The 12,797-nt window shown below is 35.4% G+C and carries 14 protein-coding genes and 1 riboswitch; of the genes, 9 read left to right on the forward strand and 5 right to left on the reverse strand.

From position 1 onward, the window contains the following. Nucleotides 1-90: 90 nt before the first annotated feature. A complete protein-coding gene (locus BMY57_RS14795; RefSeq protein WP_091775982.1) occupies nucleotides 91-525 on the reverse strand; it encodes a hypothetical protein in 435 nt (144 codons plus the stop codon). Between the two features lie 525 nt (nucleotides 526-1,050). Here BMY57_RS14795 and BMY57_RS14800 point away from each other — a divergent pair. Next, nucleotides 1,051-1,869 (forward strand): DUF817 domain-containing protein, encoded by an 819-nt coding sequence (locus BMY57_RS14800; RefSeq protein WP_091775985.1) that lies wholly within the window; start codon nucleotides 1,051-1,053, stop codon nucleotides 1,867-1,869. A 192-nt stretch (nucleotides 1,870-2,061) separates the two neighbouring features. On the opposite strand, the gene BMY57_RS14805 is transcribed toward BMY57_RS14800, so the two are convergent. Beyond that, nucleotides 2,062-2,244, reverse strand: coding sequence for a hypothetical protein (locus BMY57_RS14805; protein WP_091775988.1), 183 nt, complete (start codon nucleotides 2,242-2,244; stop codon nucleotides 2,062-2,064). A gap of 213 nt (nucleotides 2,245-2,457) precedes the next feature. On the opposite strand from BMY57_RS14805, the gene BMY57_RS14810 reads away from it, so the two are divergent. Continuing rightward, a complete protein-coding gene (locus tag BMY57_RS14810; RefSeq protein WP_091775991.1) occupies nucleotides 2,458-3,651 on the forward strand; it encodes a DUF4317 domain-containing protein in 1,194 nt (397 codons plus the stop codon). A 68-nt stretch (nucleotides 3,652-3,719) separates the two neighbouring features. Next, nucleotides 3,720-3,818: riboswitch (TPP riboswitch) on the forward strand. Between the two features lie 137 nt (nucleotides 3,819-3,955). Continuing rightward, nucleotides 3,956-4,660: a thiaminase II gene (gene tenA, locus BMY57_RS14815; RefSeq protein WP_091775994.1), complete on the forward strand. Its 705-nt coding sequence runs from the start codon at nucleotides 3,956-3,958 to the stop codon at nucleotides 4,658-4,660. 70 nt (nucleotides 4,661-4,730) lie between these two features. Here tenA and BMY57_RS14820 read toward each other — a convergent pair whose 3' ends face one another. Next, nucleotides 4,731-5,492 (reverse strand): SDR family oxidoreductase, encoded by a 762-nt coding sequence (locus BMY57_RS14820; protein ID WP_091775997.1) that lies wholly within the window; start codon nucleotides 5,490-5,492, stop codon nucleotides 4,731-4,733. An 80-nt stretch (nucleotides 5,493-5,572) separates the two neighbouring features. Between BMY57_RS14820 and BMY57_RS14825 the strand changes: the two genes are divergently transcribed. Continuing rightward, complete coding sequence (locus BMY57_RS14825; RefSeq protein ID WP_177176401.1) at nucleotides 5,573-5,884, forward strand: GerAB/ArcD/ProY family transporter; 312 nt, start codon at nucleotides 5,573-5,575, stop codon at nucleotides 5,882-5,884. 266 nt (nucleotides 5,885-6,150) lie between these two features. Continuing rightward, nucleotides 6,151-7,389: a cytochrome P450 gene (locus tag BMY57_RS14830; protein ID WP_091776004.1), complete on the forward strand. Its 1,239-nt coding sequence runs from the start codon at nucleotides 6,151-6,153 to the stop codon at nucleotides 7,387-7,389. 10 nt (nucleotides 7,390-7,399) lie between these two features. Here BMY57_RS14830 and BMY57_RS14835 read toward each other — a convergent pair whose 3' ends face one another. Then, complete coding sequence (locus tag BMY57_RS14835; protein WP_091776007.1) at nucleotides 7,400-7,981, reverse strand: Maf family protein; 582 nt, start codon at nucleotides 7,979-7,981, stop codon at nucleotides 7,400-7,402. Nucleotides 7,982-8,118: 137 nt separating this feature from the next. Here BMY57_RS14835 and BMY57_RS14840 point away from each other — a divergent pair, with 137 nt between their 5' ends. Then, nucleotides 8,119-8,934: an alpha/beta fold hydrolase gene (locus tag BMY57_RS14840; RefSeq protein WP_091776009.1), complete on the forward strand. Its 816-nt coding sequence runs from the start codon at nucleotides 8,119-8,121 to the stop codon at nucleotides 8,932-8,934. On the opposite strand, the gene BMY57_RS14845 is transcribed toward BMY57_RS14840, so the two are convergent. Next, a complete protein-coding gene (locus tag BMY57_RS14845; protein ID WP_091776012.1) occupies nucleotides 8,921-9,445 on the reverse strand; it encodes a phosphatase PAP2 family protein in 525 nt (174 codons plus the stop codon). The two genes, BMY57_RS14840 and BMY57_RS14845, sit on opposite strands and share 14 nt — an antisense overlap. A gap of 169 nt (nucleotides 9,446-9,614) precedes the next feature. On the opposite strand from BMY57_RS14845, the gene BMY57_RS14850 reads away from it, so the two are divergent. The 3 genes from BMY57_RS14850 to BMY57_RS14860 all read left to right on the forward strand — a co-directional run bounded on the left by BMY57_RS14850 (nucleotide 9,615) and on the right by BMY57_RS14860 (nucleotide 12,667). After that, the gene (locus BMY57_RS14850; protein ID WP_091776014.1) at nucleotides 9,615-10,757 is read left to right on the forward strand and encodes a glycosyltransferase family 4 protein; all 1,143 of its coding nucleotides are present in this window, start codon (nucleotides 9,615-9,617) and stop codon (nucleotides 10,755-10,757) included. 163 nt (nucleotides 10,758-10,920) lie between these two features. After that, a complete protein-coding gene (wrbA, locus tag BMY57_RS14855) occupies nucleotides 10,921-11,532 on the forward strand; it encodes an NAD(P)H:quinone oxidoreductase (RefSeq protein WP_091776017.1) in 612 nt (203 codons plus the stop codon). 121 nt (nucleotides 11,533-11,653) lie between these two features. Beyond that, on the forward strand, nucleotides 11,654-12,667 hold the full coding sequence (locus BMY57_RS14860) for a DUF3231 family protein (RefSeq protein WP_091776020.1): 1,014 nt from the start codon (nucleotides 11,654-11,656) through the stop codon (nucleotides 12,665-12,667). Nucleotides 12,668-12,797: the final 130 nt, after the last annotated feature.

Raw genomic sequence — 12,797 nt, forward strand, 5'->3', positions numbered from 1 at the left:
ATAGTTATCGAATGAAGAACAGAACTTCCATTTTTGAGGAAGAAAGTGTACAAAATTAATTAGCAAAAAGTGTTCAATTTTACTTGACGGTCACATTTGTTCAATACGTTCTATTTCCTCTTCGGTTTCTTTTTCGTTGTCGCTACTTTTTAGTTGGTTTTTTAATGCGCTCAATTGTCTACTTAATTCACCAACATTGTTATATGGACTATTAACGTATTCTTCGGCTAGTTGTTTGGCTTGTTCAAGTTTAGATTTGTCAATAGATGTTAAATGAGGGACCCGTTTTTCAATGGCATTTTGAATGGTAGCTTCTGTGGGAAAAATGTACTGCTCTTCACAGTCACACAAAATACCATCCACAACAGTATGTAATTCATAAGCAAATCGCTCTTCAATAGTGTAATCACTTGAATAAAAGTTAGGAAGTTCGTCATTTCCTAACAAGGCATAGGAACGGATCATCCCTAATACCGAAGCAACCAATACCACGCTCACTATCAAATATAATACTTTCTTAAACATAATTCCCCTTTTAATTACCTCCCTTAGATGTATTTTCGAAATATTTAATTAAATCATACTTAAAATTCCATATTAACGCAAATATTGAAAATAATACTAGTTTATTGACTGTTCAACTTCAAGTGAAACATGAGTAAAAAGGCTTTCGTAAATAAAATGGTGCTAGAATGGAAAGAGTTTAGACTCCTATTTAGAAGTAAGAATCTTTTTTTATTAGTATTGCTTTTGAACGACTCAATAATTTTGAAATAGATCATAAAAAAGATTGAACGTCCCATAAACACGATTTTTCACCTCATAAATTCCAAAATATGTCCCATAAATATGATTTTTTATCTCATAAAATTAATAATATGTCCCATAAGTTTGAGACAACCTCCCATAAAAGATATTAAGCCTTTTTTAAATTCAAACATAATAGCAATCATGGGTAAATGGATGTTGAAAAAGAGAAATTATTTATTGTAATTCAATAAATAATTGTCTATAATCAAGGTGTAAATACATTCTGTGGAGGCTCATTTTATGAGAGCATTGAAACAACTAGTTCGATTTGGTTGGATGCAAGCTTTATCGTGTTTGTTTCCAGTAGTTATTTTTGCATCGTTGGCCATCACAAAAATAATTCCACTTCCACTTTTGCCTCGGTATGATTGGTTACTCATTATATGTCTTTTGATGCAATGGTGGATGTTGTATTCTGGACTTGAATCAAAAGATGAATTAAAAGTGATAACATTGTTTCATATAATTGGCCTTGCTTTAGAAATTTATAAAGTTCATATGGGGTCCTGGTCTTATCCTGAAGAGGGGTATTCTAAAGTGTTTGGTGTGCCTTTGTATAGTGGATTTATGTACGCAAGTGTTGCAAGTTACCTGTGCCAGGCATGGAGAAGACTTGATGTAAACTTAGTCGATTGGCCACCGTTAAACTTAGTTGTGCCTCTAGCTGGAGCAATCTATTTAAATTTCTTTACGCACCATTATTGGATCGATGTTCGTTGGTGGTTGTCTGGATTGGTAATCATAGTATTTTGGAAGTCATGGGTAACATACAAAGTAGGTCGTAAAACTTATCGTATGCCGATTGTTTTCTCATTTGTGTTGATTGGATTCTTTATTTGGGTTGCTGAAAATATTGCGACCTTCTTTGGAGCCTGGGAATATCCTTATCAAACGAATGCATGGAGCCTCGTACATTTAGGAAAAGTTAGTTCTTGGCTCTTGTTAGTGATTGTTAGCTTCTTAATTGTTGCCTCCTTAAAACAGGTTAAGAAACAACAACCATCAAGGGGAGTAACGCATGTACATAATCCTCACATTTACGGTTACGATAAAAACTAACTTAAGTTTATGGAGGAATTTACATGACGAAAGATTCAAAAGCGCCAAAGTATAAACGTAATGGTGAAGGTAAGCGTCCGGATGAACAAAGAAGAGGTAAGGCTAAATCGACAGCACGAAATACCAAAAACTAAATAACATCAAATCAGGACAGGACAGATAATCCTGTCCTTTTTACGTTAAAATGGTTTATTAGTTAGAAAGAATGACATATGGAATAAACGTTACGACATAAACCAATAAGAATAAAAGAGAAGCCTTGGCATATTTAGAGGTGAAAATATCCGTTAAACGAAATTTAAAGATCCCTAAAATAAAGGTGCTGAAACTTAATCCCAACGATAACATGGATGCGATGAAGAGAATTTGTTCCATTTTTGAGCACTCCTTTTCAAACATTTGTTAGCCTTAACTTAACAGATACTATGGTGTTGAAACATCGATTTATCTAACAATTTGTTTTTGGATGTGACAATTTTGTAATACGAGAATGATGAGTGACTAGCAGAAAACAGTAATATCTATGATAAAATGAGACAGTATGATTCGAAGTAATGTTAAGAACATCATCATAGGAGTGACATGTCATTGAATAAAAAAGATATCGCAAATATTCGTAAACAATTTAAATTAGATAATGATCTATTAAATATTAGAGAAATTTTTAATGTGTACATCATGAAAGAATCGAGTGAAATCTATCATCATCAAAGTCTATCATTTGATTTGTTAGAAGAAGAACAGAAAGAGCTCTTTATGAACAATTTTAAAAAAGTTTTAACTGGTCAACTGGACGAAAAATTATTCGAATTAAAATTCCAACGTGATGTTGAAAATAGCAGCCAGTTAATCCTACACCAAGGGTTATTAAGTCAAGATACAGAAGAATGGACTAACTATATGCTTCAGCTTGTAGAAAAAATGTTGAAGGATCATCAATATGAAATGGATATTGTCGTTACCTTTATTCGTGGGGAATATAGAATTCCAATGAAGCCAAGAAATGATGAAGCGGAGGAAAGTGAACGAGACGCGGTATACTCTCACCCTTTTATCCTGTGTAGTATGAATAAAACGCAAGACCCGAAAAAAGAATTACTGTTTGATTATGTAGAAAAGGAGTTTAAGTATAATATTGTCGTCGATCCAGTAATCAATTTGAAAGCTCCAGTGTCAGGGTTTTTATTCCCTAGCATGACGGACAATGCTTCAGATGTTAATCATGTACTTTATTCGACGGGAAAAGCGAATGAACTGGATTATCATTTTATAGAAGACGTATTAAATGCAGAAGAAATCATGACAGCTCAAGAGGACAAAGTCGTTTTCGAAGAAGTTGTCAAAAAGGTGACAGGTGATCAAATTAATACATCCACCCTTTCAAATGTTTATGAAGAAATTAACCGAGTCATGGAAGAAAATGAAGAAGAGGATCCACCGAAATTAGATTACAAAGATGTTGAAACGGTTTTAAAAAGTAGTGGGGTCAAAGATGTGGATCAAGAAAAAGTAGAATCTGCTTTTAAAACCGTCATCGATGACGAGAAATATGAGTTCAAAGCAAGTAACATCGTACCAAAATATAATAAAAAATCAATTAAAATAAAAACTAAAATTGCAGACATCTCTGTTAGTCCACAAGATTTAAAGTATGTTCGTCAAGTTCAAGTGAATGGTAAGGTTTGTTTAATGCTTGAAGTTGAAGAAAATACGGTTATCGAAGGCTTTGAGATGATTCCAGAAGTATTATTTCAAAAAGCTAAAGACAATACGGATTTATAGACACAAGAAAATTTTGCTTATTTACTTAAGTATGTCTATACTAGAATTGAAAAAACTTAATAGCTATACCGATTCACTAGGGGAGCATTTTAGATGCTGAGAGATTTGATCGACCCTTTGAACCTGATCTAGTTAACACTAGCGTAGGGAAGTGAAGGTGAAAATAATAGACTAGTTATGTCTAATTTTACCCACCCCTATACTCTAGTGGTGGGTTTTTTTATGCTCCCTTATAAAGGAAAGGGGGGAATAAGTAGATTTAAAATCTCAGCAACAATACAATCTTTTTGAGAGGGGAAAAATGATGAGTACATTATTTACAGATCGATTATGGAAACGAGTAGATACGATATGGAATTCTTATTTAGATCACCCGTTTGTAAAGGGGCTTGGTGAAGGATGGTTGGAAAAGAATAAATTTAAACATTGGTTAAAACAAGATTACGTATATCTAATTGAGTATAGCCGATTATTGGCATTAGGGAGTGTGAAAGCAAAGGATTTAGAAACGATGACGACATTTGCGAAGCTTCTTTATAACACACTGGAGGTAGAGATGGACCTTCATCGTGAATATGCTAGTCAATTTGGTATTACACCCAAGGAGTTAGAAGAAACAGAGCCAGGGGCAACGATGACAGCTTATACGAGTTATATGTTAAATGTATCACATCGTGGAGGTGTTGAGCATGTAATGGCATCTCTACTGACATGTGCATGGAGTTATAACTTTATCGGTAAAGAACTCGCAAACTGGCCAGGTTCCGTCGACCATGAATTTTATGGACATTGGGTTCAAATGTATTCGTCTGAAGAGTTTACGAAGTTAACGGAAGAATGTAAGGACTTAATGAATCAACTTGCTGAGGGTAAACCCGAACGTGAATTGGTAGAATTGGAAGAGATTGTGGTTAAAACAAGTTTATATGAGTATATGTTTTGGGATATGGCAGAAAAGGAAGAAGAATGGCCAGTCAATTTGGCTGTTAATCAAATTAAATCAAGTTAAATTTTGGAAGAATTTCCAGAAAAAATGAGGTGCTTCGATTTTTGTGAAGCACCTCATTTATAATATGTAACTAGAATGCAGCCGTCCAGCCTCCATCAGCTGTGACAACAGTTCCATTGATAAAGCTTGAATCATCTGATGCTAAGAATAAGGCTACTTTAGCTATTTCCTCAGGTTGTCCAATTCGAGGAATGACGCCTTGTACAGGTTTCGTGCGTTCCATTCCGAACTGATTCACGTTTTGCATGGAGGAGGAAATATTAGTTTCAACAGCCCCAGGTGCAATGGCATTACAACGAATACCTTTTTGTGCATACATATAACCTGTGTTTTTTGTAAGTCCAATGACGGCATGTTTAGAAGCGCCGTATGTTGCTCCTGCATGCGCTCCATTAAAACCACCTGTCGAAGCTGTATTAATGATTACTCCATTCTCTTTTTCTAAGAAAATAGGTAGTGCTTTACGCATGGCTCTCATGACACCTTTTGTATTAACATCAAAAATTAAATCCCAGCGTTCATCCAGAATGTCTCCTACAGGTTCAAACCCATCCATAATCCCCGCATTATTCACTAGAATATCTAATGTTCCATATTCGTTAACAGCCGTTTCAATCATATTGTCGATGTCATTTTGATTAGCAACATTAACTTCGACGGCTGTTGCCATACCGCCATGATTTTTAATTCCTTTAGCAACTGATTCGGCACCATCATGGTTTAGATCAGCAACGACAACTTTTGCACCTTCACTTGCATATAATTCTGCAATGGCTTTTCCCATCCCTGAAGCTGCACCTGTAACAATTGCCACTTTGTTTTTTAATTTCATTATATTCCCCTCCTAAATAGTTGCGTATTGTCAAAACTTTTATAAGAAATAGGTTATAAAATACCTTGATAGAGAGCTTTTTGAGCAAAAAACTAGTAAAGACGGGTGTATGGGCAGCAATTATTACGCTGATTTTCTTCTTAGGTCCAATAACAGGTCCTGTTGCCATGTTCGGTCCAGTTGAAGCTGCCAAGATGGCATTTCCAACTTTCTCAGAAGTCCGTTATATTGAGGCTGGAGAGGTGATCAATCGGTTCGATGCAATCGCAATTCTTTTTTGGACCGTAGGATTGATGATTCGAATATCTTTATTTTATTACGGGTTAGCACTTGGTACAGCACAAGTTTTTAGGCTAACAACCTATCATCCATTAGTAATTCCATTTGCTTGATTAATTGGAGTTGGCTCCATTCTTTTTGCTAAAAATTACGAGGAAATCAATGAATTTCTATTTCAATCCTATGTTCCGATGAACATTCTAATGGGCGCTATATTACCATTAGTATTTCTAATATGGAGGATGACAAAAGTTAGGAAAAGAACTAGTTAAAAAGCAACCACTTACAACTTTGTAAGTGGTTGTTTTTATAAACATGGTTTACTCTCTCTGAAATTAAGGGAATACTATTCCTAGCAAACAATTTGGAGGATTTATTTATGAGTGAAGAACAGCATAAAATTCCTAAGGAACCTGGGTTAGATCATACCCTTGAGTTACTTAAGGAAGGCTATCATTTTATTGTAAACCGTGCAAACAAATTTGATTCTCGTGTTATTCAGACAAGGTTATTAGGTGAGAAGGCGATTTGTCTAGTTGGAAAAGAAGAGGCGGAATTATTCTATGACAATAGTCGTTTTTTTCGTCAAGAAGCTGCCCCTTCAAGAGTTCAAAAAACATTGTTAGGAGTAGGTGGAGTTCAGGGTCTTGATGGTGAAGAGCACCGTCATCGTAAAGCGATGTTCATGGCTTTCATGACTGAAGCTTCTTTAGAAGAAGTGCAATCCTTGGCAAAGAAAGAATGGAAAAGATTATTAGAGAACTCTAATGATGAAATCAAGATATATGATGCCGCTCAAATTGTTTTAACTCGAGTTGCATTGCGGTGGACTGGAGTTCCTTTTAAAAATGATGAAGCTGAAGATTGGGCTTCAAGTTTAAGTCCACTATTTGAAATGGCGTCTAATATTGGACCTAAGCACCTAAAATCGCGTTGGTCTCGTGTTCAATTAGAGAATAAAATAGAAGGTCTTGTGAAGAAAATTCGTGATGATTCCATAAGAGTAGATCAAACGAAAGCGCTGTATCATTTTTCTTGGCACAAGGATATAAATGGTGAGTTATTGGATCCACATGTGGTCGCTGTAGAAGTATTAAACTTATTAAGACCCATTGTGGCGATTTCAGTTTATGTTGATTTAACCTTATTCGCTGTTTATGAACATCCTGAAGAAGCTGATTATGCTCGTCAAAGTCATGATAATCTCCAGCATTTTATACAAGAAGTTCGTCGATATTATCCATTTTTTCCGGCTGCTATCGCTAGGGTCAAAAAAGATTTCACGTGGAAAGGTTATCAATTTAAAGAAAATACAATGACACTATTAGATCTTTATGGAACGAACCATGACCCGAATATATGGAAAAAACCGCACGAATTTAACCCTAGTCGATTTAAAGATTGGGAGGGAAGTCCATTTGATTTCATCCCTCAAGGTGGTGGTGAATTCGATATGGGTCACCGATGTGCGGGAGAATGGATAACAATTGATATTATGAGAGTGACATTAGATTATTTTCTTAACGATGTAGAGTATGTTTTCCCTGACCAGAAGTCAGGCTTCGATATGAATGATATACCACCAATATCAGGAGTAACCATAAAAATAAGGGGCTGATCTGAGCCCCTTATGAAATATATTTTGGTTTTATTCCAAATTCCTTTAATTCCTTAACGACTTTTGAAATAGGTAGTCCAACCACATTATAATAATCACCCTTGATTTGTTTGACGAACATGGATCCGATACTCTGGATACCATATGCACCAGCTTTATCAAAAGGGTCATTTGTTGAGACGTACCACTTCATTTCTTCGTTTGTTAACGGCCAGAATTCGACTTCTGTTTTTTCAACAAATACATCTTCGTGATCTTGTGATCGAATCATAACCCCCGAATAAACTTCATGTATACTTCCGCTTAAGTCAGAAATCATGTTATAAGCTTCTTCTCGATTATTAGGTTTTTCGAAAATTTGATTTTGAAAAGATACCACCGTATCAGCAGATAAAATCACTTCATTAGAATCCAAAATCTCAACATGTCGCCCTTTAAGCTGGGCGAGCTGTTTTACTTTTTCAAAGGGATTTTGAACTTTAATTTGTGATTCATCAACGTCGGGTTTTCTTATTGAATAAGGGATATGGACTTGTTTAAGTAGCTCTTGTCTTCTAGGTGAGGAAGAGGCTAAAATTAATTGTTTTTTCATAGATTACGGCTCCTCCGATCTTTTTGTTATTCAGTCTAACATTTTTTCACTTAATTTGTCTTAATTGAAATGATTGATGGTAAAAATACGGGTAATGATAAGAGATAACCATTATAGAAAGAGAGCGAGCCAATTACATGAAAGTACAAAAAGAAACGGTTCAAGTTATGAATGTTGATTTATATTGTGAACATGTGTTTAACGAAAAACCACCAATTGTATTAATCCATGGTTTTTTGTCCTCTACATATACCTTTAATAAAGTCATTCCTTTATTAGCTGAATATTTTTCAGTGTTAGCGATTGATCTTCCTGGTTTTGGACGAAGTGAAAAGTCTAAAAAGTTTCGTTACTCCTTTGAAAATTATGCTAAGTTGGTCACACATTGTATGGATCACTTTAATATCGATCAAGCTTTTTTAGTCGGACATTCAATGGGAGGTCAAATAGTTCTTAATGTTGCCAAAAATTATCCGGAACGAGTTAGGAAGCTTGTGTTATTAAATAGTTCTGGTTATTTGAAACGTGCAAATCGACTTTTCATTTGGTGTTCTTATTTACCTTTTTTTCCGATTTATGTTCATCATCATGTAAACAAACATGATGTTAGACAAGAATTAGAGAATGTTTTATATGACCACTCTCTTATTACAGATCAAATGATAACAGAATATAAGAGACCCTTATCAGATAAGCTTTTTTATCATTCATTGATTAGGCTACTTCGCCATCGAGAAGGCGATTTATCTTCAAAAGATTTACAACTGATTGACCATCCTTCTTTGATTTTATGGGGGAAGGAGGATCAAGTTGTGTCATTACGAGTTGGAAAGAGATTGCATCAAGAATTGAAATCTTCTCAGTTAGTCGTCTTTGAACAAGCTGGTCATTTAATTACTGAAGAGAAGCCTATGGAAATAACTCGTCATATCGTTGTATTCACAAATAGATGACGACTAAGAGTCCTGTTACGGTACCAATTAAGGCGCCAATAAAACAGTCAGTTGGATAGTGAAGTCCAATATATACTCTTGAAAACCCTATAAGTATGGCAATGGGTAACAATACTAATGCGAAAGATAAAGAATAAAGAGAGAAGACAATAGCAATTGAAAATGCAGCGGTTGTATGACCAGAAGGGAAAGAATAGTCTTTTAGAAGATTGGTACACAAATGTACTTCTTTCAATAGTTCAAATGGGCGTACACGACTATAGTGTCTTTTAATAATTTGTACTAATATATGGCTTAATACTAGAGAAATAAAGGCTTCAATTGTCCATCTTTGAACAGTGGAAGAAGATAAAAAATAAGTAAGGATGAGGAATGAGATGGCTAATGTAGCTCCACCTAAATGTGTAATTTTCGGTAATAGAAAATCAAAAAAGCGACATCTTAATCGATGATTAACGTAACGGAATGCTAACGTATCATTGTCTACAATCCAAGTAACAATGCGGTTCATTTAAAACACTCCCTTAATGTTCTATTCACTATCATTTTAAGCTAATTTTTATATATTTAGTGTAAGTCTTTTATGAAGTTTTAGTGCTAAAAATTTACAAAACCTAAACACTAAATTTACAGAAAAATTGATAGGATAGTAGTGAGAAATTATATTGGGGGAATGATTGATGAGAATTGCTATTTTTTCAGACACTTATGTGCCTGAGGTAAATGGAGTAGCTAAGACTTTAAGTAAGTACACACACTACTTAGAGGAACGTGGAATTGAGTACCAATTGTTTATTCCTAAAAGTCAATCACTAGTGCCTGCCGTCCCACATGTCCAACGTTTTAAGAGCCTTCCTTTTATTCTTTATCCAGATTGTCGTTTAGCATTACCGAATCCAGTTTATATTAAGCAGACGTTACAAGAGTTTAGACCAGACCTCATTCATATTGCCACCCCATTTAATTTAGGCCTACAAGGTTTACATTACGGTAAAAAGCTCCAAATTCCTATGGTTGCCTCATACCATACTCATTTTGATGATTATTTAAATTATTATCACCTTCAATTTATGAAAAATTGGATTTGGAAGTATATGGAGTGGTTTCACCGCCCAATGGAGAAAATCTTCGTTCCATCCGAAAGTACAAAAAATAAGTTATTACAGCATCAGATCCATGACGAAATCAACATCTGGGGAAGAGGTGTTGATCATCGATTATTTACCCCACTTAAACGCTCCTTAAGGATGAGAAAAAAATATCAAATCAAAGAGAAAAATATTTTGTTATACGTTGGGAGAGTATCTCCAGAAAAAAATGTCCCTCTTGTCATAGAAACTTTTCAGTCATTACCACCACATTTAAAAAAAGACACTCACTTGTTAATAGTTGGAGACGGACCTCTTTTAAAACAATTGAAACAACAAAATATGAACCAAGTAACCTTTACGGGGTTTCTTGAGGAAGAGGAGTTGGCCATGGTTTATGCTTCAAGCGACTTATTTATTTTCCCTTCTACTACTGAAACCTTTGGGAATGTTGTCCTGGAAGCTATGGGATCAGGGCTTCCCGTAATAGGTTCCAATCAAGGAGGAGTTAAGCATTTAATACAACATGACAAAACAGGTTATGCATGCGCCTCTTCAAATGAATTGCTTGAAGGAACCATTCGTTTACTCGAAGACTCAGCCCTTCGTAAACAGTTTGCGAATAACGCTAGACAGTATGCTCTAACACAATCTTGGGATCGTATATTTGATCAATTAATTTATAACTGTATGGAAGTGGTTAAAAAAGCCCAAGAAGGTCGTAAAAGTGCATAAAATGAATTACATTTGCTAAGGTTATACATGGTTAATGCTTGAGAAAAGGTAACCATTAAAAGAAATGTAATGAGGTAATTATCTTGACTTGAAGATAACCCGCTATTACAATAGCCTATGTACTTACTAAAAGTAAGCAAACAACTAGAAAGGGGATTTCAACATGTCAAACATCAACCTAGCAATTGTATATTACAGCTCAACTGGTACGAACTATCAATTAGCTAAATGGGCTGAAGAAGCAGCTCAAGAAGCGGGTGCAAACGTAAAAGTACTTAAAGTAGAGGAATTAGCACCGCAAGAAGCAATTGAATCAAACCCAGCTTGGAAAGAGCACTATGAAGCAACTAAAGATGTTCCTGTTGCAACTTCAGACGATATTGAATGGGCAGATGCTCTTATTTTTAGTACACCAACTCGATTTGGTAACTTACCATCTCAAATGAAACAGTTTTTAGATATGCAAGGCGGCCTATGGGCGAGTGGGAAGACTGTTAATAAAGTCGTAAGTGCGATGTCTTCAGCTTCAAATTCACACGGTGGTCAAGAAGCAACTGTACAAACTCTTTACACTTCAATGATGCATTGGGGCGCAATTATTGCTGCTCCTGGCTACACGACTCCAGCACAATTCACATCTGGCGGTAATCCGTACGGTGTGAGTGTAACAGTCGATCAAGAAGGTAATATGGTAGAAGATGTTGAAGAATCAGTTAAGCATCAAGCTAAACGTACAGTTGAAGTTGCTTCTTTTGTTAAAAAAGGTCAGCAATAATATTATAAATTTTTCCAACACCGAAATGCGATCTCTGCATTTCGGTGTTTATTATTTCTAATATGTTTAAAGTTTTTGGGTAAATTATACTTAAAATATTAGTATGTAATGAGGGGTTTTTATGGGCACTAATGGATTGAACAATCTTACAGCAGCAGAAACGACCAATTTATGGAATACTTACTTAAACGATACCGCTGCGATTTGTCAGTTGAATCACCAGCTTCAACATGTTGAGGATTCTGGAATAAAGGAAGTTCTCCAAAGATCACTAGAAATATCAGAATCCCGAGTGGAGAAAATTAAAGTTTTTTTTAATCAAGAAAATTATCCAATTCCTAATGGCTTTAATCTTCAAGAAGACGTTGATCCCACAGCTCCTAGGCTTTTCACAGATGTTTACTATATAACAACGGTGCATCAAATGGGAAAGATAGGAGTGAATTATTTTAGTAATGCCCTTAACTCTGCAGCCAGGGAAGATGTTTTTAGTTTTTTCCACAATAGTATTGAAGAATCGATAGAGCTAGTTGATCGAACGAAGTCAGTATTACTCAACAAAGGGCTTTATCAAAGATCACCATATTTACCTATTCCTAGTCATTCTGAATACATTGAAGATGAAGGGTTTATATCTGGTTATTTCAAAGAAAAACGTCCTTTAACAGGTTCTGAAATTATGAATTTTTATGCTAATTATGAAAGGAATGCACTTGGGGCGGTAACAATGATGGGATATAGCCAGGTGACAAAGAATCGAGAGGTTGCTGAATTTTTCTTAAGAGGAAAAGAAATTGCGAATAAACACTGTGAAATATTTGGATCTTACTTGAAAAAATTTGATGTTCCTGAGCCAATGACATGGCACGCAGAAGTAACAGATTCAACTGCTTATGTTTATTCCGATCGAAAGATGATGTTCTATACTTGTGCATTAATTGGGTTAAGTATTTCCTACTATGGGTCTGCGGTAGCCTCAAACCCACGTCGTGATATTGGATTGAATTACTCAAGGTTACTAACTGAATTACTAAAGTATGCCGATGATGGTGCTCGAATTATGATAAAAAATGGTTGGATGGAAGAACCACCACGCTCGATTGATCGTGAAGAACTTAGTAAAAAGAATAAATAATTCTAGAAATCCGTAGTCATTTTTTTGACTACGGATTTTTAATGTGTGCCCGGCATGGGCTATAACTTGGTGGTGAAAGTCCACTACAGGCCTGGCAGTAGGAACTGTTAGCTAATGGCAAGGGTGTCCA

The organism is Piscibacillus halophilus, from assembly GCF_900110685.1.
Taxonomy (GTDB): Bacteria; Bacillota; Bacilli; order Bacillales; family Alkalibacillaceae; genus Piscibacillus; species Piscibacillus halophilus.